Annotated in this window: 14 protein-coding genes; 7 read left to right on the forward strand and 7 right to left on the reverse strand. The window is 59.0% G+C overall.

From position 1 onward, the window contains the following. Positions 1 to 47: 47 nt before the first annotated feature. A complete protein-coding gene (locus PI87_RS12310; RefSeq protein WP_052321503.1) occupies positions 48 to 605 on the forward strand; it encodes a hypothetical protein in 558 nt (185 codons plus the stop codon). A gap of 332 nt (positions 606 to 937) precedes the next feature. Here PI87_RS12310 and gmtX read toward each other — a convergent pair whose 3' ends face one another. From gmtX to PI87_RS12330, 4 genes are all read right to left on the reverse strand, one after another. After that, complete coding sequence (gene gmtX / locus PI87_RS12315) at positions 938 to 1,600, reverse strand: gamma-mobile-trio protein GmtX (protein ID WP_039597992.1); 663 nt, start codon at positions 1,598 to 1,600, stop codon at positions 938 to 940. Continuing rightward, the gene (gene gmtZ / locus PI87_RS12320; protein WP_084209943.1) at positions 1,597 to 4,218 is read right to left on the reverse strand and encodes a gamma-mobile-trio integrase GmtZ; all 2,622 of its coding nucleotides are present in this window, start codon (positions 4,216 to 4,218) and stop codon (positions 1,597 to 1,599) included. Before gmtZ ends, gmtX begins: the two co-directional genes overlap by 4 nt. 9 nt (positions 4,219 to 4,227) lie before the next feature. Then, the gene (gene gmtY / locus PI87_RS12325; RefSeq protein WP_039597993.1) at positions 4,228 to 5,628 is read right to left on the reverse strand and encodes a gamma-mobile-trio recombinase GmtY; all 1,401 of its coding nucleotides are present in this window, start codon (positions 5,626 to 5,628) and stop codon (positions 4,228 to 4,230) included. 763 nt (positions 5,629 to 6,391) lie between these two features. Beyond that, positions 6,392 to 6,613, reverse strand: a complete 222-nt coding sequence (locus PI87_RS12330; protein ID WP_039597994.1) for a helix-turn-helix domain-containing protein — start codon at positions 6,611 to 6,613, stop codon at positions 6,392 to 6,394. Positions 6,614 to 7,362: 749 nt separating this feature from the next. Here PI87_RS12330 and PI87_RS12340 point away from each other — a divergent pair. The 3 genes from PI87_RS12340 to PI87_RS12350 all read left to right on the forward strand — a co-directional run bounded on the left by PI87_RS12340 (position 7,363) and on the right by PI87_RS12350 (position 10,488). After that, positions 7,363 to 8,106 carry a hypothetical protein gene (locus tag PI87_RS12340; protein ID WP_157003117.1) on the forward strand — a complete coding sequence of 248 codons (744 nt, stop codon included), beginning with the start codon at positions 7,363 to 7,365 and terminating at the stop codon, positions 8,104 to 8,106. A 109-nt stretch (positions 8,107 to 8,215) separates the two neighbouring features. Continuing rightward, the gene (locus tag PI87_RS12345) at positions 8,216 to 8,944 is read left to right on the forward strand and encodes a type IV toxin-antitoxin system AbiEi family antitoxin domain-containing protein (RefSeq protein WP_039597997.1); all 729 of its coding nucleotides are present in this window, start codon (positions 8,216 to 8,218) and stop codon (positions 8,942 to 8,944) included. 674 nt (positions 8,945 to 9,618) lie between these two features. Next, positions 9,619 to 10,488 carry an HAD domain-containing protein gene (locus PI87_RS12350; protein WP_039597998.1) on the forward strand — a complete coding sequence of 290 codons (870 nt, stop codon included), beginning with the start codon at positions 9,619 to 9,621 and terminating at the stop codon, positions 10,486 to 10,488. 447 nt (positions 10,489 to 10,935) lie between these two features. Here PI87_RS12350 and PI87_RS12355 read toward each other — a convergent pair whose 3' ends face one another. Beyond that, entirely contained in the window at positions 10,936 to 12,495 is a 1,560-nt protein-coding gene (locus PI87_RS12355; protein ID WP_039597999.1) for a methyl-accepting chemotaxis protein, read from the reverse strand. Between the two features lie 996 nt (positions 12,496 to 13,491). On the opposite strand from PI87_RS12355, the gene PI87_RS12360 reads away from it, so the two are divergent. Then, positions 13,492 to 17,001, forward strand: a complete 3,510-nt coding sequence (locus PI87_RS12360) for a pyruvate carboxylase (protein ID WP_039598000.1) — start codon at positions 13,492 to 13,494, stop codon at positions 16,999 to 17,001. 303 nt (positions 17,002 to 17,304) lie between these two features. On the opposite strand, the gene PI87_RS12365 is transcribed toward PI87_RS12360, so the two are convergent. Next, entirely contained in the window at positions 17,305 to 18,171 is an 867-nt protein-coding gene (locus PI87_RS12365; protein WP_332308699.1) for a Crp/Fnr family transcriptional regulator, read from the reverse strand. Positions 18,172 to 18,501: 330 nt separating this feature from the next. Here PI87_RS12365 and PI87_RS12370 point away from each other — a divergent pair, with 330 nt between their 5' ends. After that, positions 18,502 to 19,149 carry a TetR/AcrR family transcriptional regulator gene (locus PI87_RS12370; protein ID WP_039598001.1) on the forward strand — a complete coding sequence of 216 codons (648 nt, stop codon included), beginning with the start codon at positions 18,502 to 18,504 and terminating at the stop codon, positions 19,147 to 19,149. A gap of 347 nt (positions 19,150 to 19,496) precedes the next feature. After that, positions 19,497 to 20,150, forward strand: coding sequence for an alpha/beta hydrolase (locus PI87_RS12375; RefSeq protein WP_039598002.1), 654 nt, complete (start codon positions 19,497 to 19,499; stop codon positions 20,148 to 20,150). Positions 20,151 to 20,657: 507 nt separating this feature from the next. On the opposite strand, the gene PI87_RS12380 is transcribed toward PI87_RS12375, so the two are convergent. Further along, complete coding sequence (locus PI87_RS12380) at positions 20,658 to 22,049, reverse strand: tannase/feruloyl esterase family alpha/beta hydrolase (RefSeq protein ID WP_232313985.1); 1,392 nt, start codon at positions 22,047 to 22,049, stop codon at positions 20,658 to 20,660. Positions 22,050 to 22,654: the final 605 nt, after the last annotated feature.

A 22,654-nucleotide genomic window follows, 5' to 3' on the forward strand; every position in this document is an offset into this window, starting at 1 on the left:
TCCAGCATTCACAGCACAACAACATTGCCGTTTCGAGGGGGCGAAACTTGACGCGAACCATCATCTCTCTGGCCCTGGCCTGCGCCTGCACCTTGAGCCCGGCCGCATTCGGGCAAGCCACCGCCGAGCTGGCCAGCACGGAGCCCGTCGCAAAGACCAACCACGACTACTGGGCACTCGACGGCCTGAGCGCGCGGATGCACCGGGCGACCGCCGTCACGCTGTACCTGACCGACCCGGGTCTCCTACCGCTCAGGGCGATGGATGAAGCGCAGCTCAAGCGATCCGGCTGCGAATACACCACCGAAGACGCGGCGCTCATCACCAAGCTTGTGGAGGCCGTTGACGGTGCCAGCTTGCGTCACGCCACGTTCTCGCCGCAGTTCGAGCCTCGGGAGGCTGTCTACCTGACGCTGGGCAGTGGCGGCGGCGAGATCCGGCTCCTCCTTGAGAAGCCCTACCCGGATCAGGCCGCGCTGCTGGGCCGCGTGGATGACCAGCCGGTGACGGTAAGCAGCAGCTTTGTGGAGACGTTGTATCAGTGGGCTGCAAAGCTGAGCCCGGTGGACAAGTGCGAACCCTTTATCCGGCAGTACCGGCGCTAGCCGTGTGCCTTCGTTTTTTTGGTTAGCGTTCCAGCACGCGCAGGATTTCCCACCGGGACGTATCAACCAGCACGCCCTCCAGCGTGGTCAGCATGTACGCGCCAATCGCATCCAGAAACCCCGCGCCCTAGTCTTGAAGCACCAAACGCCCAAAAACAAACCCCCACACTCCGTGAGACTTATACCTTAACGGTGCATAGTTCGTGAGTGACTAACGCAGAAGCCCCATAAACAGGACTTCCGCATCTCCGAATATTGCGATGTATAAATACATCGCAATACATCGTTACTCGAGCGCCGACGGCCGCGTCGGCGTTTTTCCGTTGGAGCGGTCAGTCGCCTAGCACTTTGCGAATCGCGCGCGCGAACCCCACCTCAAATACCGGTCGGCCGCGCTCAGTAACGATTTCGCCGTGGCTGCCTTCCCTCAACCCCCTCTCTTTGAGGAAGTCGGTCGAAACCGCCTTCTGCAATGCCTCGCGCTCCGAAGGAGTGAGTTGTGCGGCCATAGCGAGTACAGTCACCGGCTGCGAAGCGGGCGTCGCTACGACAGCTGCGCTGAGTGGACGCCGGTCCACGGTCACCTGTGCGTTGGATTTCAACACATTGAGCTGCGCCTTAAGTTTGTCGCGTTCCGCGATAGTGGCCTGCATGATTGAGCGGATTGCCGGGTCCTCGATACGCATCAGATATTCGTGGCTCGCCAGCGTCTTCGGCGGCTTGGGCGCGGGTGGCCCGGAGTAGGCGGCCCACGCTTCAATCAGTGCTTTGTAGTCGACCGACTGGGCGTTATAGAGAGCACGCCCCTTCATGATGCCTTCGGCCTCGGCCAGGCGGCCGATGGCAGGCAGCGAGAAGTCGCGCGAGCCCGCCTCATGCCGCCTGCGGCAAAGGTCGTGCATTTTCGCCAGGTTGGTACGCCGGTCGGCGCGCCCTCCCTTGGCGAGCAACGACTCGAGCACAGCGTCCGGGTGGATGTTCGTCGCGCCGTTCATGCGTCGTTTCCGGCGAGTACCTGGCGTCTGGCTGAATACGGCGGGACGGGATTCGTCGTGGGCAGCAGCGCAGACAGGTCGATATCGAAGTACCGGCTGAGACTCATGCCCGCGTCCATCAAGTGAATCACGCGGCGCTGACCCAGCGCGGGATTCGCTGGGTCCACCTGCTGGGCAAGGCGGCGCATGAAGGCGTTACCCGCGAGCAGTTGCTCCTGTTCGCTCATCAGCATGAAGACGGGCTGCAGGTCCTCGCGGTAGAGCACCGCATCGAGCAACTGGCTGCGGCGAAACACTGCTTTACCCGGTTCTAGGTCGGGATAGATTTCGACGTTTTCGCAGACGCCAGCCAGTTGAAGCAATTCCGACTCCGTTTCCTCGAATGCCACATGCAAGTCGCATATCATGCCGACGGCGACCAGTTGCGTGCCGTCGCCTTGTGACGCATCGAAGGCTGCCTTACAGCGTTCGATGAGACGCCAGCAGGCTACGAGGTCTTCGGCGAGGTCGCTGAAGCGCTTCATGGCGCTTTCCCACATCCGCTCGGCCTGCCGGTAGACGTCCATCCGGGCGAATGGTTGCTTGGCGTCCTCGGCATCCGCCTTCTGCTTCTTCAAGTCCTGAAGCTCGTTTTCACGGGCAAGACAGGCGTTGCGCGCCTCGTCGAAGTGATAGGCGAGCGTGTTGAAGTGGGCCGCCAATGCCGGCAGGTGATGCGGCGCGGTTACGAACCAGCGACAGCGCACGCAGTTCCGGCTACCACCCGGAACAGGTCCGTACTTAAGAGCTGCGGGTGAGCCGATTTTCGGCCCGCCGTTGTAGCAGCCACCTACCGCGCCGTTGTCTTCGGCCTCACTGGTGTTGCCGCCGACGAGGCACAGGCCGTGGTGCATGGGCATCCAGCCTGTCGCGTTGCGCGCCGCCGGATGCTGCGGGATGGCGGCGGCGAGGCTGGGCACGCTGTTGCAAATTGCTTTTCGCAGAAGTTCATCGTGTTCGGTGTCGCACAGGAAGTTCTGGATACTCTCCTCTTTATTCGCCTCTAGCCGCTCCGCGGCGCCAAGGAGCACGCCGCGGACGTGGGTCGCGCCGGGCTTCGTGTAATAGAGGGTCATCAGCAGGCGGCTGTGGCCGACAAGCTTTTGCAGGACGGGGAACGGCACCTGGCCTTCGAGCGCCAGCGCGGTGATGAGCGAGACGCGCAGACTGTGCAAAGGGAAGAGGGTTACTACATATGTCTTCTGCTTACTCATAGCCCTTACTTCTGGTGGCGGCAGGAATCGAATCGGAGCGCCGTTGCGATGGGTTTCTCCCCGGTCAGACAGCCTTAGTTCCAGCGCTCCCAGCAGGCGGAACCATGAGCCCTCCAAGGAATCTATGGTTAGCGGCAGATGATGCTCGCCGTCTCGTGCCTCCGGCCTGCGGAAGAGGAAGCAGGTGTCGGGATAGCCCGCCAGTTGCACCTCGCTCTTCACGTTGATGTGGCGGCCGTCCAGTTCCGACCACGCGGTGCGCCGCGTAACCGGGTTGTATCTCTCCTGCCAGTTGCGCAGCTTCTCCAGCCAATAGAAGACATCCTGATGCACCGGCCCACCGGAGGGCCACGGCAACACATACCCCTTCTCGGGACCGGACGTGGCGCTGTCGGCGGTCTTGTTTGTGTTGATGTAGAGCGCCGTCGAGACCGCCTCGCCGTCGGCGAGCGGGTTGCTGCGGCGAAACACCCCCTGTTGCAGCGGCCGGCGTTCACTGCCCTGCGTGAGCCGGCTCGCATTCAACGCCCAATTCCCCGCCGCATAGCGCCAGGTATCGGCCTCGCCCGAGCCGAGCAGGCGGACCTGGATAGTGCGCAACGGCAGGATGAGTTTCACGAGCAGGGCCATCCAGCGCACCGGGCTCCACATCTCAAGCACCTGCCCACCGCGATAGTTCCTGCTGAGCTTGCGGACCCGCCATACGCAGTCAGGGTCGTTCCGGTCAATCCGATCTTCGGTCACTTCGAACCAGTCAGGCGCTACACGCCCGGATTGGCCGAGTTCGACGCCCAGCGCGCTCTGCGCCCACTGCCAGTCGCGGAAGTGCGGCCCCGCTGCAAGCATTTGCCGCAGTTCGTCGATGTAGCCGTAGGGCAGCGGCGAATGCACGCTCTCATCGCGCTTCGGCTGGCCGCTTTTGGACAGCCGGGGTACGGGATTGTGGAAGGCAGGCGAGACCACTGGCAAGCTGTCGTCACTCGGCTCACTGAATTCATTCAGCAGCACGAATTGCAGGAAGGCGTGCATGGCATTGTTGTACCTGATGCCCGCCGTTGAATCCGGGCAGGCTACCCCGAAGAATTCGGGCAAGACGGTGGTACGTGCCAGGAACACTGCCGGGTCGAGCGGCAGGTTGTGACGGACGAGGTAGCGCTCGAAGAAAGCCACCAAGGCTTGGAGCTTTCCGCTGACACCATTGGTTTCGCCTTTCAACCACCTCACTGCTAGGGTGCGCCAAGCGTCGAGTTGCGGATAGTCCCGCTCGACCCAGCCGAGGGTAGTATCCGATTCCCGCCTCGCACCTATCTCCTTCGTGGTGTCAGCGACAGGCGCCTTGGTTGCAGTCGTCTTCTTCTGGTCCATAAGGATTCCTCAGACGTTGGGTTCGATGCCAAGCAGCGACAGGCCGGACGCGGATGGCGTGCCGGTGTAGCTCTCCTGCAGTCGCTGCGTGGCCGCCTTCAGCGCCACTAGGGCTTCGCGAGTGTTCGCTTGGGTATAAACCTCCTGACTCTCTAGCGAGGCGTGATGCATGAAGCGGCGGATGAGCGCCTTGTCGAGGCCAGCTTTGCGCAGTCGCCGACCATAGGCGTGGCGGTGGCCGTGCGGCGTCGTGCCCAGCTCCTTGCTCACCGTGAGCCCGATCCGCTCGCACGCAGCGGCGTGCGCTTTGTTGTACTGGGCGAGCGTGTACATGGCACCGACAGGTTCGCGGTGCAGATTGATGAAGGCGAACGGGTGGGCGCGTTCATAGCGCGCGACCTGTTCGAGGTAGCGGTGCCAGAGGTGCTGGAACCACTCACCATACTTGGGCAGGAACCAGTACGCCCGCTTGTAATAGGGGCCATCGTGCGTGCCCCCCTTCCAGCCGGCGTGCTGGCGCTCCATCTGTTTGGTGCGAGGCGGGAGGCCGAACTGGTGTGCGAGGTATTCCGCACGGTTGCCTTTACGCGGTCGTCCCCGCTCGTCGCGCCAATCGGCGGGGGCGGCACCATGGCTCGGGTGGTGGATAAGCACCATGGCCTGACCCGGGTTGGTCGGGTCCGGGAAAACATCGGAGATATACAGGTGGAAAGGCTCTGATTCACGGAAGCCCGCGCCGTGCAGCAGCAAGGTAAGGAGCATGCCGCGATAGTCGTAGCGCCCCGCTGCGCGGAATCCCTTGACCAGTAGCTCCTCAAAGCGCTCCTCCGGGAAAGCAGGCGGTTCGCCCTTTTCGACCTTCGGCAGGCGCTGGCCCCGGACGCGGTGCCCGTTCTCGGCGGGCGACGCGTTCGCCGCCCAGGTGTGCCCGAGGAAGGCCTTGCTGCGTCGGTACTGATAGGCCGCCTCGTCGGTCTGCCGGTCGAAGGCGCCACCCGCATAGCGGGGGTTCACCTGGGCCGCCTCGGGGCGCATCTCGCCTAGCCAGTCAAAGAAGTCCGTCAGGTACGTGACGATGTGCGAGGCATCCTGCGGCGAGCGTGGCGCCCAACACAATCCGCTGGGGTCCAACCGAGTCACCCGATCAAAGGTGCCGGTGTAAAGCCTCTGAGCGAAGTTCTGAAAGAGGCAATAAGTGTCGCGCTCAGCCGGATTGGTTTGCAAGTACTCAAGAAACATCCGTACCGACCTAGTTACCTTCGTCATCCAGGCCAAGCTGCGGTCGTGACTACGAGAAAGACAGTAGTCGAGCAACGACTCCAGAACGCCAACAGGCGTTAAGAGCGCTGGGATTTCCGCATATGCGCCCGTTTCATCGCTAAAAACCCGTGCCTTAACACATACAAACATCTCGCGGCCTACATGCTTACCTAGCGCAACAAAACCGTTGCGCCTTTGAAATCAACGTTACGCATAACAAAATCGGCTGCGACGCGCCCGCCTCGCTTGAGTTGCGTGTCATAAGCTTCGAGCTGCACAGCAACAACTCAAAGAGTTGACCTTCTTTGCTGAACAGGTACTCGCATCCTCATTTCATCTGCCAACCGGTTCACCGTTTCGACGGTGTATGGCCAACCACTTCGGATGAGGATCAGCAGGCTCTTTCGTGCCGTTGGGCCTTTGCTTCTCCCGAAGGTTTTTGTCGAAGAGGCGTACGCTTTCAGGTCGACGGGAGCCATCAAGCGGCTCACGAAGCGCAGAGAGCGATTACAAAATTTACCGCATGTTGCAAGAAAAAATCTTTTAAATCAACTCACGCAAAATTATTCTTTCTGTATTATTTATATCTGTTAAGTATAGATTTAATCAAAAGAAGATTATATGAGACTGTAATCGTGGGCGATTGCGGGATTTTTCTTTGATAGAAATCAGCCTTGTGCGGAGCGCGAGGCTGTAAGGCAACGCAGATCGAGTGCGAACGGCCAAGGAGGTACGCTGCCTAGTGAAGAGCAAATTGCAAGGCTGGTATGTGGCCGCGCGTCGTAGGCGACGCCGCCAGTGGCGGATCTGCGCCGGGCGTGACTACGTTGGAAACTGCAGTGGCGAGCGTGCCGCGATTGCTTAGGGCCGTCGCGTGTTGCTTAGGAGGGAACGAACAGAGTTGAGGCTTTGCTTAGGGCTCGATATTCCAAATAAATAGCTCGGAGACCGGCACATCCAACGTTCGTGCAAGGCGCACGATATTGAGCAGCGCGATGTTTCGCTGTCCTCGCTCGATCCCGCCAAGGTAACTACGTGCGATTCCGCTCTCGAGGGAAAGCTTCTCCTGCGACCACCCCTTCTGTTTTCGCAGCGCTGCCACTCTCTTGCCAAAGAGGATCAATGGGTCTCGCATCTCCTTCCCCTAAAGGAAAAAGATGCTATGGAGTGGATCACTATCAGGCCACGCTCTATGAGTGACAAAGGAGACCATCTAGGGCAGAATTGTCACTTATAGTGGTCTGTCGAAGAGCGGTGCGTCGGCGTGTAGCCGTTGCGTATTGCCGCCCGCGGCGCTTTGTTCAAGAAACTGGTTGGGAATGTTGCTTACAGAATTTGGGTGCGAAGAATCGCAGGCTGTTCGACGGCACTTGGTACGCCCCTATCAGCCATGGCGGTACGTAGGCATCACGGGCGAGTCGCCTTGCTTTCTGATCGAGCGAGATCGTCACGATCACGGCGCCAATTCACTATTGAACGCATACCTAGTCCCGTCTGCGGAGGAGCTGCTCCAGATCGTGGAATACGTCGGCCGCGGCGCTTGCCGCGTCTACAGGGTCGCCCTTGCCGGCAACGCGGAAGCACCCAGTCAGTTGGATCCAATCACGGTGCTCCACAGCTACACGGTAGGTGGTGTCCAGTGGTTCGCCTATGAAGGGCAAGACGGCGCGATTCATCCGTGTCTTCCGGGGCAACCCAAGGCAGACACAGGCGCGGTCTGGGTGGCCGAGTGGAGAGCGAGCGTGAGGTCGGTCAGCTAGCTCTCTCATTTCAGCGCTCCTCAAACCAACCACCGAATTGATTGCGAACGAGTCCATGAGAGCTATTGCCGCTTCCCTTCTAGTCTGGTGCATCGCGCTGTCCAGCCACGCGGAGCCATTGGCAATGCGGCAAGCGCTGATTGCTACCCCGGAAATCGAATTGGTCGCACCGATCGGCAAAAGGATGACTCTGATCAGCCCTGGCGAGAGCTCGCTGTTTAGCACCCCGGCGGCATCTGAAGCCACGTTTGAGCAAGCGATCGCCAACCTGTGTAGTTCGAAATGGCTGTTCACTCGCGATGAAGTGGATTCGATGACCGGGAAATCCACAAGGACTGAAGAACTGCTTGATCCCAAGGATGCCGCGAACGAGATCTTTCGTGTCGGGGGAACAGAGTGCTTCAAGCAGTTTCGTGCTATCGGTCGGACGAGGACCAGATTCATGGGCGCCACGTCACTAGTCGCAATTCGTTCCTTTCGGGATGAGGACTTGGTGTGGAAGGGGCGAGCAAAGTCTCTATATGAAGAAGACGCGTTACCAGCAAATGGCGTGCTGACTGGGAAAGCGCTCGGTTTTGCTCGAGCGAAGATTACTGGGGTGGAGAGCTTGGCTTGGGCCTACGCCAAATGCGCGCAGGGGCAAGGGACACTGGCCTTGTATCAGCCGGGGTCCGCCGTGGTTCAAGACGAGGAAAGGATGTTCACCATCTTGGCTAACTCCTATGTAGATCCGTACGAGATCCGGGGTCTGTATTCGGAGGTGCCTTACTTTCTAGGTTGCCGAGGTGCCAGAGCGTTCGTTCTGAAAGTGTCGCGAGACCAAGGAATGTTGTTCGAAGCCGGGCGAACACTCGAATCTTTGAGGTAGACCGCATGCCAATCTCCGCTTGCCCGCGGCTCACAGCGCCGTGACGAGCGTTAAATTAGTGCGGCAACTCAAGAGCATCATGAGTTGAGGCCACCAACTAACGTGCAGTATGAGTGGCAAAGCCTTTCAACACGTCCTCGACAACGCGCCAAGAGGCCAGCCGCTTGACCCGGCGATGTTGCGTGAACTGGGCGTGAGTCCCGCGCTCGCCAGTTACTGGGTGCGAGCTGGATGGCTGCTGCGGTTGTCCAAAGGGGCGTATCTAGCCAGAGGTGACAAACCGACGAGCGGCGGCATCATTGTTTACCTGTCTCGGCGTGTGGGAGGTCTGCACGTTGGTGGAAAAACCGCGCTCGATTGGCAGGGCGTTCGGCACAACGTCGCGTTTCGACCGCGCACCGTGCTATGGGGTCAAACACCATATCGATTTCCCGTATGGGTGTCAGAGCACGTCTTGTACTCCTACCAGACGACGCAGCTATTCCACGACGGCTTTTCCTACATGGCGGGCCTCAAGCCCTTGCCAAATGGGAGCCCTGAGGTTCTCGTGTCAGTGCCTGAACGTGCACTGCTTGAGTTGGCCAGTGACGTAGGGAAACGGCACTCACTCGAGGAGGCCATCAACATCGCGCAAACGCTCCGCAATTTGCGGGTACACGTCCTCGACCAATTTCTGGAGACGTGTTTGCGCGTCAAAGTTGTCAGGCTAGTACGGGACATCGGACTCGCTACTGGCTTCGAGTGGGGAGGCAACCTCCAGAAGCATGTCGATCGACTCGGTGGCAAGCGGTGGTCAAACCAGATTCGTACCGGTGAGCGGCTCGTGCTGAAGCCGTAGCCAGAGAGGGCGGCCCGGCGAAACGATGCTTGGGGGTAGAGCTAGAAGACGTAAGGAGAACTTCCCGCTTGAGGAAATTTGTCCAACTGATCGCTTATGGGTGAGAGCATGCGTAAATTTCCAGGTAGGTCGAACGGCAATCTGAACTCTGGAGCGGGAAACAGAGTCGCTTTCCAAATCGCTGTTACGGCGATCGCAGCGCGTGCTCGTGCGAAGCGCGTCAACCTTCTCGGTACGCCTATGCTGGCGTTCAATGCGAAAACTGCCGCAGTGTTGAACCGTGTTGCGTCTGGCTCGGTTGAGGTGGTGACCCGCGGGCGCCAGCGGTTCGTTGTTCTCGGGCTGGACCAGGTCCTAGCATTGATCCCCGATGCCGGCAGGCGGCGCACGGTGGCGGAGGTCCTTGCTGGACTACCCACTGTTCCACCGTCGATTCCGCATCTGCGCTTCACCTCTGTCGCCGCCCCAAGTCCTTATCGCCTCCGTGACGGAGCACGCGGTACTTAGTTCGTGCGGTTTCGAACGTTTTCCTTTGCCGGCAACTTCCCGCGCATGGGCAAAGTGCACAACCTCACGGCGCACTCGAATTGGGCGACACATACTTCCCAAGAATCACCGTTGCCGCTGCATTTCGCAAGTGCCGTTGAACGGACCGAAGCGATGCAGCCGAAATCATGTCCACACCCTTGTCTGCGACCGCCTCGCTTCCACTAGCAATCAACCTTCAAACGCTAGGTCAACTCGTCGAGAGTCGGCGGGCTACGCTTGGGCTGAACCTCGTCGAAGCAGCTTACGGCGCAAGAGTTTCACCTTCGGTGCTGGTCAGGCTCGAGGCCGGAAAACCCGTCAGAACAGATTCTCTGTTCAAAGTGCTGACAGCACTCGGTCTTCCCATGCTGGTCATGCCGAAAGACCACGCTATCGACGCACTATGGGCATTGGGGCATAAGGTGCACTGGGACTCCGTGGTGCGTACCCTCTCGCCAGCGTCAGAGCGCAAAACATCGCCGGCACTCGTATTGGACCGAACGGCGCCGACCATTTTGCTGGATTACGACGGGACCCTGCACGCTGGTCAGGCACTGCTCGACAACGATGGACGGATAACGTTGGACTCAGGTCGCCGGCTATTCGAATTCGCTCCGCTGCTGGTTGAGATGCTGCGGCCGTATCCATCCGTCGAAATCGTCCTCACAACGTCGTGGCTACAAACACTGCCTGTCGATGTAGTGATTTCCTACCTGCCGAAGGAGCTCGCACAGCGTGTGGTCGATACGACCAAAGATATCAAACCTCGGTTGAGCTATGAGCAAAGCGGCGCAGGTCGGACAGATGTCATCGTCTCCTACACCTACGGGAAGCGCCTGAAGAATTGGCTCGCGCTAGACGATTCTGCGTACGGCACCTCAAAGTTCGGCCGTGAGCCCGGGGAGTTGGCAGATCATTTCCTTCTCCTCGATTCGGCGCGCGGCATCAGTGATGCGCCGGCACAGCAGCGCATCCGGCAGTGGCTGGTTCGCGTTCACGGTACTGAAAGCACATGACTAGGCGCTCGGCGCGGCCTTGGCGGACCGCGATGATCGTACGTCCACTTGGGGCCAGTGCTACAGCCTACTAGCCTTGGGCGGCAGCTCGGCGTCGACTAGCGAAGCTGGCTCCGGCCATTCACTCGCCCTTCGTCTCCAACGTAGCGGCTACGGTCCGCTGTTATGAGTGTGAGCTGGGGCCTGACCTGGAGCGGGGCCGAGCGTTTGGCCCTTAGCCCTCTATGTGCCAGAGCCTATCCAATAAGCTTCAACCCTCTCACACAAACTGGACTGGAATACCGGTCACGTCAGGCCCGAGTGTTCCGCTCCATAGAGCTATTGCGATAAGGACGAGTATCAGCATGTGCGCTGCATTGCAGATCATGGACGATTCCCGCCTGCATCGCAGTCAAAGAAATTACCCCGGCCGTTAGATTGGGCTAAATGCAAATACAATTCGCTGCTTCAGTTCGCGGCTAGCTTGAACGCTTTCACCGCTCCACCGAGCATGCCGGTCTGCTCTTGCATACTCGTCGACGCCGCCGCTGCCTGCTGGACCAAGGTCGCATTCTGCTGGGTCATCTCGTCCAAGTAGGCAATCGCACGATTGATCTCCTCGATCCCGGCGCTTTGCCCGTCGCTGGCACCACTAATCTCGGCCATTAAATGCGTCACGTCCTGAATCGAAGCAACGATCCGTGACATGTTCCGCCCGGTTTGGTCGACGAACTGCGCTCCCGTGTCGATCTTGCTTACCGCCCCTCCGATCAGGCTCTTGATCTCATGCGCTGCGTCCCCACTGCGCTTCGCCAGCATGCGCACTTCCTGTGCAACCACGGCGAAGCCACGGCCCTCGGCTCCCGCACGAGCCGCCTCAACTGCGGCATTCAATGCGAGGATATTGGTCTGGAATGCGATACCCTCGATCGTACTGACTATGTCCGACATCCGGTGCGATGCCTCACGAATCTCACCCATCGTGCCCACCACCTGCTCCATCAAATTGGAACCATCAACTGCCAGCTGGCTTGCTGATTGCGCGGATGCGAGCGCCTGACGCGCGTTTTCGGCATTGTTGCGGACGGTCGAGGTGAGTTCGTCCATGGCCGCTGCCGTCTGTTCCAGCGAGCTGGCCTGCGCATCGGTGCGCCTGGACAGGTTTGCGTTGCCAGCCGCGATCTCGCCTACCGCGGCAGTCAGGCTATTGGTCGATTCGCGTACACGGCCGATCAACGTAGCGAGACCGAGGTTGATGCCATTCTGCGCATCGAGGATACCGCCGATCTCATCACCGCGCTTGACTGGAATCTGCGCGGAAAGATCACCAGAGGCCAATCGCTGAGCGGCTTCTGCAGCCTCTCGCAATGGACGGCCTGCAAACCACTCGATTGCAGCATACACAGCGAGACCTAGCAGGAGGGAGATGCCAAGACTCGTTGCCCACTGCGCTGCTCCAGGTGCTTGCACAGAACCAAGTGCGGTGGCAAGGAAATCCCGCGCGACAAGCAATGCGGTTGTGCCACCTGCCACGCCGAACCCCAGTTTCTCGGCCAGCTTTAGCGTGCGCATGTTGCTGACGTCGAGTCCAACGGCGAAGCAGCCGATAGTCCGCCCGGTGCTATCCAGTATAGGGCGGTAGTCAACGACGAATTTTCGGCCGGCCAAGACTGCATAGCCGTAGTAGGCCCGTCCAGCACGGTTGCACACGTATGCCGGATGCGAACGATCCATGACCACGCCGACTGCACGCACGCCAGCAGCACTCTTGATGTTGGTCGCAATGCGTACCAAATCGTCGCCAGCTAGCACGAAGATTGAGGCAACGGCGCGCGTCTGGTCACCCCACTGATCAAGTGGTGCATGATCTAACGTGACTTGCCGCGAACCGCTCATCAACATCGGCGTTGCGTAGTCACCGACATTGATCCGATGCGACAGATCGAGAGAGAAACCATCACGATAGCGACTCTTCAGGGAAGCGTATAACCGATGTACGCGACCTGAAATCGAGCGAATTCGGATCATCTTGCTTAGCCTTGAGGGTTTTCGCACAGGCGAGCGTTGGCCCCGAGTCCACGTCGCCTCGAATTACAACTACCGATAACCAATAGATGTGCTTGCGCTTACGGCGCAGCTCTCAGGTGCACGCACTGCCGAGCGCCTGCATCTTGCCGATGAGCGCTTCTGTGCCATGCAAAAAGATGGAACCTATGCCTCCGCCGCCTACTACCTACGAGACGTTGATGGTGATGCTCGGATTGTCTCTGCATTGCGGTGTCTCCTAAAAACCAGCTGATAGATGTGATTGGAGCAGCTGGTTGTCGATCTCTTGCATGGAGAGATCGTCTCTCGTGACGTCTTCTTGTTCGACTTCCCAAGGCTTGGCTTTGCACCAGACCTTGTCAGTTAGGTAGTCGCGTCTAACTCTATGAGTTTCAAAGCCCTGCAAATGTCCTCTGCGTGACATTCTCGAAACGCCGGTCTTCTAGGATTGCAGGTGTGTGCCAGCGAGGAAGACTGCTCTATGTAGAAGAGGCTTGGTCGAAGTGATGCTTGTCCGGCACATTCGAATGCCAACATCCGGAGAAAGCAACGATGGCGTCTTCCGCGGAAACCACGTAATGAACAATCACAGAAGTCCGGATCAAGCAGAGCTCGCCAGCAGAAATGATCGGGCGCGTAGTACCCCCTGCGTACGAAATGATCGAAGCAGGCACGAAGCAGTAGTGACTACCAACTGGGCATGGGCGCCTGTCAATCGACACTGCGATTGGATGGACTCGTACTCTCCCCCCAGTGACATTTGGCTAGTCTGACAGTTGTCGCCTGCCCATTCCGACACTCAGCCTAGTGAGCTTATTGCTGAGCAGGGAACACACCTCGGCGACAACCCGCGCTGACGCACTAGCGACACGCCGTTCCCGTTCGAACGGCTAGTCCGGATTGCCCGTCCGGACGACCAACGTTGCCACATCGGACGCCTTGCAGCTCCGCCTCCTATTTTTCCGAGCCTTGACTTCCATGACTTACGTCCCCATCCAATCCCTACTGATTGCTAACCGGTCGGAGATCGCGATCCGCGTGATGCGCGCCGCCGCCGAGATGAACATCCGGACGGTGGCGATTTACTCGAAGGAAGACCGTCTCGCGCTGCATCGCTTCAAGGCCGATGAGAGCTATTTGGTCGGTGATGGTAAGAAACCGCTCGCAGCCTACCTCGACATCGACGACATTCTTCGCGTTGCGCGGCAAGCGAAAGTCGACGCGATCCATCCCGGATACGGCTTTCTCTCCGAAAATCCAGAGTTCGCACAGGCTGTCATCAACGCTGGGATTCGCTGGATCGGTCCCTCGCCCGAGGTCATGCGTACGCTCGGCAACAAGGTCTCAGCCCGCAATGCGGCGGTTGCCGCCGGCGTTCCGGTGATGCCCGCCACCGCACCACTGCCCCACGACCTCGATGAATGTAGGCAACTGGCAGCCGCGGTCGGCTATCCGCTTATGCTCAAGGCGAGCTGGGGCGGCGGCGGCCGCGGCATGCGCGTGTTGGAGAGCGAGCAGGATCTGGGCACCTCTCTCGCGGCGGCACGCCGAGAAGCGCTCGCCGCGTTCGGCAATGATGAGGTCTATGTCGAAAAGCTCGTGCGCAACGCGCGCCACGTCGAGGTTCAGGTACTGGGCGACACGCACGGCAATCTCGTACATCTCTATGAACGCGACTGCACGGTTCAGCGACGCAACCAGAAGGTCGTCGAACGCGCGCCGGCACCGTACCTTGACCGTGCTTCGCGAGATTCGCTGTGCGAAGCAGCCTTGCGGCTAGCGCGCGCAGTGGGTTACAGCCATGCGGGCACCGTCGAGTTCTTGATGGACGCCGACAGTGGCTTGTTCTACTTCATCGAGGTCAACCCGCGCATCCAGGTGGAGCACACCGTCACTGAGATGGTCACGGGCGTCGACATCGTCAAGGCGCAGATTCGCGTCACGGAAGGTGGCACGGTCGGCCTATCCGAAGACGTGCTCGACGCGCAGGGCGCTATCGTAACGCGTGGGGTGGGTGTGCCAGCGCAGTCGGGTATCCCGCTCAACGGCCACGCACTCCAATGTCGCATCACTACCGAGGATCCGGAAAATGGCTTCCTGCCCGACTACGGCCGGTTGACGGCCTACCGCAGCGCGGCAGGCTTTGGTGTGCGCCTCGACGCCGGTACGGCCTACAGCGGTGCTGTCATCACGCCATACTACGATTCGCTGCTGGTCAAGGTGACAACGTGGGCGCCGACGGCACCCGAGTCAATCCGGCGCATGGACCGGGCGCTACGCGAGTTCCGCATTCGCGGCGTGGCATCGAACCTCCAGTTCCTCGAGAACGTCATCAGCCACCCGGCCTTCGGCCGTGGCGACGTCACGACCCGCTTCATCGACCTGACACCTGAGTTGCTCGCCTTCACCAAGCGGCGTGACCGTGCAACCAAGCTGCTACGCTACCTAGGTGACGTAAGTGTCAACGGTCACGCCGAGATGAGCGGTCGCGCACTTCCTGCGCTTCCGCTTCCCAAGCCGGTCCTACCAGCCGTAGACGCCGCAGTACCGCTGCCGATGGGCACACGCGACCGCCTGCGTGAGCTCGGCCCGGAGAAATTCGCGTGCTGGATGTTGGAGCAGAAATCTGTGCTGCTGACAGATACAACAATGCGGGACGCACACCAGTCGCTGTTCGCCACGCGCATGCGCACCGCCGACATGCTGCCGATAGCACCATTCTACGCACGCGAGTTGCCGCAACTGTTCTCGATGGAATGCTGGGGCGGCGCCACGTTTGACGTCGCGCTACGGTTCCTCAAGGAAGACCCATGGCAGCGTCTCGCGCAACTGCGCGAGCGAGTACCCAATATTTTGTTCCAGATGCTACTACGTGGCTCAAACGCGGTGGGCTACACCAACTATGCGGACAACGTAGTGCGCTTCTTTGTTCAGCAGGCGGCCACTACGGGCATCGATCTGTTCCGTGTGTTCGACTCGTTGAACTGGGTACGCAACATGCGCGTCGCGATCGATGCAGTACGCGAAAGTGGCGCGCTATGCGAAGGCGCGATTTGCTACACGGGCAATCTGTTCGACAGCTCGCGTGCCAAATACGACCTCAAGTATTACGTCGGCATCGCACGTGAACTGCAGCAGGCCGGCGTGCACGTGCTCGGCATCAAGGATATGGCGGGCATCTGCCGTCCGCAAGCGGCCGCAGCGCTCGTCAAGGCACTCAAGGAAGAGACTGGCTTACCCGTACACTTCCACACGCACGATACGAGCGGTATTTCGGCAGCATCGGCACTGGCTGCCATCGCTGCCGGTTGCGATGCGGTGGATGGAGCGCTCGATGCGATGAGCGGCCTCACGTCCCAGCCCAACCTATCGAGCATCGCTGCCGCGCTGGTGGGCAGCGAGCGCGATCCGTGCCTCGACATGGATCGCCTACACGAGGCATCAATGTACTGGGAAGGTGTACGCCGCTATTACGCACCGTTCGAATCAGAAATCCGTGCAGGCACTGCCGACGTCTACCGCCACGAGATGCCGGGGGGCCAGTACACCAACCTGCGGGAGCAGGCGCGCTCGCTCGGCATCGAACATCGCTGGACCGAAGTGTCACGTGCGTATGCTGACGTGAATCAGATATTCGGCGACATCGTCAAAGTGACCCCCACCTCAAAGGTGGTCGGTGACATGGCTCTGATGATGGTGGCCAATGATCTGAGTGCCGACGATGTACGCGATCCGACCAAGGAAATCGCGTTTCCAGAATCTGTCGTCTCATTGTTTAAAGGGGAGCTGGGTTTTCCGCCGGACGGATTCCCGGTCGATCTCGCGCACAAAGTGCTCAAGGATGCGCCACCGACTCCCTATCGACCTGGCGACCAGATTCCAGCAGTCGATCTGGAAATGGCTCGCGCGCAAGGCGAGTCCGCTTGCGAGTGCGCGCTTGACGACCGCCAGCTTGCTTCGTATCTGATGTATCCGAGACAGACCGTAGACTATTTCGCGCACGTTCGTGCCTACAGCGATACTTCGATCGTGCCAACGGCCGCCTATCTTTATGGCCTGCTCCCGCAGCAAGAAGTCGCGATCGACATCGCACCCGGGAAAACCTTACTCGTTTCATTGCAGGGTCAGCATGACGATGCCGAGGAAGGAATGGTCAAGGTGCAGTTTGAGTTGAATGGGCAATCTCGCACTGCACTGGTCGAGCAACGTAGCGCTGCGCAGGCAAGTAAAGTGCGACGTAGTCAACCTGTCGCCGACCCGACCAACCCGCTGCATGTTGCGGCACCGATGCCCGGTTCTGTGGTGACGGTAGCAGTTACACCAGGGCAACGGGTATCGGCCGGTACTACGCTGCTTGCGCTTGAAGCCATGAAGATGGAAACGCATATCACGGCAGAGCGCAACTGCGAAATTGCCGCTGTTCACGTTCAGGTTGGCGACCGCGTTGCGGCGAAAGACCTTCTGATTGAGCTAAAAGTCATTCTCTGACGATACCGTTGCAAATACGTCGGAGAAATAGAGCCAGTCCGGCGACACGCATTGTGTCGCCAGAGACCACACCTGTGCACGACTCTTTTGCCGATGTCGACACTTGCACACAGCATGCATATTCATTGAGGCAACAGGTTGCCGTCATCAAGGCTGGCGCCGGCCCGCGCCGTTTGCGGATAGCGCTCGAGATAGAGATGGCGTTGTGCCGTAGCCAGTAAGTGGGTCCGGTTTGTGCGGCATCAACCTTTAGGAGCTGGTAAGTTTCATCCGTAAGCTCCGACATCCAAGCCTCACGCCGACTCAATCCCCTGAGTGCGCAAACCTTCGCAGTGCCTCCAGATCCAGTATCTGAATCGACCCATACTCCGCGGCCACCAACCCAGCATCCTCCAGTTCGCGGATAGCCCGATTCGTGTTCTGCCTTGATAGTCCGGAAAGCCTCCCAATTTCCTCCTGGGAGAAGCCCAATGTCTTGTCTGTCGCGGGGTAGAGCTGCTGATTAAAGAGCTCTGCCAAGCAGAATGCAACCCGTGCGGACGCCTCGTGCAATCGCAGGTTGTGCACCAATCCAACGTAGTAGCCACACCGAGCGTTGAGCTGGTCGATCACGTATCTGCTGAACGAATGATTCTGCTCTAGGAGCCAAAGAAAGGTTGACTTGGGCACGAACGCCAAGCGGCTATCGCGAATCGCGACGACAGAATAGGGCCGTGGCCCATCCTTCAGGACAACGCCTTCACCAAACCAGGAGCCGGCCGGCACGCCTGCGAACGTGATAACGCGCCCCTCCCTCGAGGCGGTATCAACTTTTACGATCCCTTCCATCACCGCGAGCCAGTGGTCAGCAGGGTCGCCCCGATGACATGCAACTGCACCAGCGTCGTAAGACCGGTCAAAGCTGTCACGCATGACTCGCGTCTTCTGCTCCACGGTCAGCGCCGAGTACCAGGGCGATTGCGAAAGAAAACCCTCTAAGGTTAGCTGGCCAGGCCTGTGCAAGTCATCACTGCGGTTGCACAGAGTGGAGCCGATCGAGCCGCGTGCGTCCGAGAGGATTACGGGGGGAACTCGCATCGGTTCCGCTCGCTTGGCCTGCATGCCGTTTGCGTGGTTCATCATTTGGAGCGAGTGTTGGGCAATTGCATGATCAACTTTTGCGCCGAGCATCCTTCGCCGAGGTAACACCGCAGGCATGTGGCAAGCCCTGTGCAGAAGCCCAGTCTTCCGGATTTCAGGCACACATCCGCGCCCAAGGAAGCTGCCGAAATCAAACAATGCTCGGGCTCACCTTAAGTGGAATCCAGATTCACTTTAGACTATGGCCTCAGAGGCAACGTGTCAAGCAAGAGGTCCTAGGTATTTGTACGGGTCGGCCCAAGTTTGCCCAAGCAATCTGCGCCAATCCCAAAGGTGGTCTATATTTCGATAGAGGCTAGATCAGCCCAGTATGAGAGCTGCGTCATAGAATCGCACTTGCCGAGCCAAACATTAACTGAAATGGAAATTCCACATAACTCCCCGCGTACTCGCATTCGTAGGAGAGGCGCCGACAAGCATCCGTTGATCCTCAAAGCTGCACGAGGCTTGGTGGCAGAATCCGGATTCCGAGAGGCACAGATGTCTTCGATTGCCGAGGCAGCCGGCATCGCAATCGGCACGCTGTACCGCTACTTCCCGTCGAAGACGGAGTTGATGGTCGAACTGGTAAGAATGACCGCACAGCGAGAAGTCGATGTGGTGGCTGGCATCGCCATGCATGACGGGACAGCATTCGAACGACTTGGCGCCGCAGCATGGACCTTCGCGAGTCGCGCATTGCGGGGTCGACGCCTAGCCTACGCCCTAGTCGCGGAACCGGTTGAGCCAGACGTCGAGGCAACTCGCCTGATCTATCACCGCGCGCTGGCGAGAGTCTTCAAGACGATCATCGAACAAGGTATGGCGGCTGGGGAATTCCCCGCACAGGATGCCGCAGCATCGGCAGACTGCATAGTCGGTTGCCTTTTCGAAGGCTTGGTTGCGCCGCTCACGAATAGTCCCCCAACCGATGCAGCTCAGACTGACGCTCATGCTTCGGCCATCATCACCTTTTGCCTGCGAGGGGTCTCTGGCTCACAAACACCATACAGAACTCCGACTCAGTAGTTGTCGCCTCTCCATCGTCTTGCCGAGAACAGAGATGACATCTTCAAATTTCCGGGTATCGGCGTTTCGCGGTTGATTTCGTCTTGTGCGTTGCAATGCATGGGCGACGGTAAGTCAGGGGGGACGTCGCAGAGCTGCCGCCGCAACCTGCCGCTTGCCGCGCCGACGCAATTCGACCAGAAGCGAAAGGTCGAGTACGGATTCCGAAGCGCGTGCGCACCTACTAGCGCGACCTCTTAGCGCCAGTTACGGGAACGCAATTCCAAACGACAACGAACGCATGTCGACAGTGCTGTAGCTGATAGCTCAAGGCTGGCCCGGCTAACGCATTCGAGAGGGCAAATCACATGACAAGAGTCGTCTTGGTGCCAGGTGGTTGGCACGGAGGCTGGGCCTTCGATGCTGTCAGCAAGGTGCTATCAAACGAAGGCCACGAAGTGCAGGCGCTTACCCTTTCGGGGCTGGGTGACGAGCTTTCGACCGGGGCCAATCTCGAACGTCATATTCACGAGGTGGTTCAAGCGGTTCGCGGGCGCGATACGCCTGCCGTTCTGGTAGGTCATTCGTATGGGGGAATGGTCATCACTGGCGCCGCGGACAAGGAGCCATCCCGCGTCAAAGCGATCGTCTACGCCGATGCCTATGTGCCGGATAACGGTGCATCGGTTTGGTCGCTCACCACCCCGATTTATCGGGAGCGATTCATCGCGGGCGTGGCTGCGGATGGTTTGACTTGCGTGCCGCCGGCCCATCTCGACAGGCGATGCCGTCCCCATCCAATCGCCACCTTCCTCCAGGCGATCAAGTTGACCGGCAATTGGCGCAATGTCCCCAGCAAAGCCTTCGTCGCCGCGTGCGGCTGGGAAGGAAGTCCGTTCGTTGAGCTGTACGAACGTCTGCGACTGGATCCTGAATGGGCCACACATCGCCTCGACTGCGCACACGATATTCCGCGGCTGGCTCCCGAGGCTCTCGCAGAGATTCTCTTGAAATACGTGTAGGCGAGCCGAAGGCCGCAAATCGACAGACCTTGACTTGGCGCTTCTTTCTGCGGGCATGTATCCGCAACGGAGCGGCCAGTTCTTCTGGTCTGCCGAGATGATGGCACGGCGCTGAACCTAGCGGGCAATGGAATCGGACGCCGCTGTCACGGTTCAACTAGTGACAGCGGTTTGCGAGAGCCCGCTTCCGAGATGGTGGGATAGCCGCGCAGTCGAACTGGAACGGGCGATCCCGTCGCGCAGTCGCAGCTCCGGCTGCTTGATTCTCGCATTGCAGCTGCGAGAGGGATACAACCAAGAATGCGGATGCCCAGATTGCCTTGAGGCTCAAGAGCCCCGCCTCACCACCTCGACTAGCGTACGGCCATGGGAGGAGTTGCTTGGTATCGGCCATCCGCTTTGTGTCTGAGTGCAATTCAGTTGTAGGCGATGCGAATCACAGCAGTGCTCGAAAAGAGAAACGTCCATCAATGGAATTGATAGACGTTTCGAACACCTAGATTGCTTTTAGGGGGATGTACAAGCGAAGCTCGACGCAGCGTTCGGATCCCCCCCAATGTACTTCGGGTACTGCGGGTATCTGCACACCGGGCGACTCTTGTTCGGGGCCATTGTGGACATAGCGATGATCGGCGACGTTCTTGGGGGAATGTCCTTCTCTACCCAATCAAACATCGGACCAACCAGATCGACCTTGTCAGCGCCGTTCCCCTGCCCACAATGACCCACACCCGGGGCTGTGTAGTACTCGAGAAACTCATCCGCAGCAGCCTGTCCGCCACTCTTCTGCACGACTTGCTGGTAGTAGTCAGTCGCATTGTTGGCAGTGATCAGCCAATCGGCCTGACCAGCCCACATCATCAACTTACCGCCTCGGGCCTTGAATGCGCTCAGATCGGGGCTTGTCGCATCAAGCATTGATACAAGCTGATCAATGCGCGCAGTGTACTGAGTGGGATCCAGTTGAAGCGGGTCGATCGTGGCATCACGTGCCACCATGTACTTGATATAACCCGCCATCAAAGACTGTTGGTTGATTACTGCCGCCCATCCGGTGCTGCCGTCCTCGCCGCCCGGTGAAAAGCCAGCCCAGACATAGCGGCCATTGGCGATGTTGGTCGGAGCATAGAAAGTACGAGCTGATTCGACCTGCTGCGGGGTAAGGCAGCTATCGGTTTCAGCCCCGGTGCAGGCGAGTTCGATAGGATCGAAGTTGCAGGCGTTCGGGCGACCAACGATTCCATCCGCCAGCCCGTCAAGCGCGTCACACTTGGCGTACACAGCGTTCGCGACCGCCTTGACCTTTGCAGCGCTCAACGCGCCACCTGGCTGCGCAAGTTGCTTGGCCACCTTCTGATACCACAAGAATTGCGGGTTGAAGGCATTGGCAGGCGCACGCGCGATGATGCCATCAAATAGCTGGGGGTAGCGTTGGGCTTGCATCAGGGCGCGCCGTCCACCGCCCGAGCACCCCTCGAATACAGTCTTAGCAGTCGATGCGCGATCCCCGTAGTAAGACTGGAGAATCTGCTTTGCGGGCGTGAGTACCCGGGGGACAGAGTCCGTCGCATAGTCAGCGAACTCCTGATCGTCGAGTGCCCACGAGGCATCCATTGGAGAGCTATTGTGGCCATGGTTCGATTTGATGGTCACATAGCCATGCTGTCGAAGGCCGGGACTGACGGTGAAATCAAGCATATCTGAAACGCTGCCATCAAAGCCTCCTCCCCCGATGAAGACAGTCCGATGATTCCAGTCCGTCGGCATGCTCACCTCAAAATCGAGCTCCTTAGCCATGTGAGCAAGTGCAACGCAACGCTCTGGTTCTTTACTAGTGGCGGGCGCAAATGTGGCTTTCGTAATTGTCGCGTCGCCGAACGTCATGTTCTGCATTGCCATGCAGCTACCCTGCACTCCTGCGCCGGACCCGTCCGCCCCGCATGCTGCAAGAGCGCCCGCCATGGTTAGTGCCGCCGCTTTACCGACAAGCGCCGTTGCCCCGCTCGCAAAACGGAATCGACCTCTTCGCAACGTAGTGCCCTCGATGGCGTGAGGATGATGCTCGCTTTTTCTCCGCATTGCCGTGCCTCCTACGAACTAGCTGGTGGGGTCATATGGAAATACTGGCTGCTGATCGTTTGCTTGAGCTAGTTGCTATAGCGAGGCATATTCCTCCCGCCCCTCCATTTCAGCCTTTGTGCAACGAAGCTTGTCAGCTATATAGCCGCGTCCAACTCTATGAGTTGGGCCGGTGGAGAAATGTCCTGTGCGAGACATTTTCTGAAAAACGGCGGTGACTAGGATTGCGGCACTGGCATTGGAAGAAGAACCAATGCCATCTGTGCATAGCAAAGTGAGGGTCTATCGAGCTGAAACATGCGGCAAAAAAACCCATCAGCACATCTGATGGGCATTTTCGTTTCGATAAATCGTCAACCACTCTCAGTGGCTTTCTATCCTTACCCACAATCGGGTGCCGCAGCAGTTATTCTTCCTGCGGAGGT

The sequence above is a fragment of the Ralstonia sp. A12 genome, assembly GCF_000801955.1.
Taxonomy (GTDB): Bacteria; Pseudomonadota; Gammaproteobacteria; order Burkholderiales; family Burkholderiaceae; genus Ralstonia.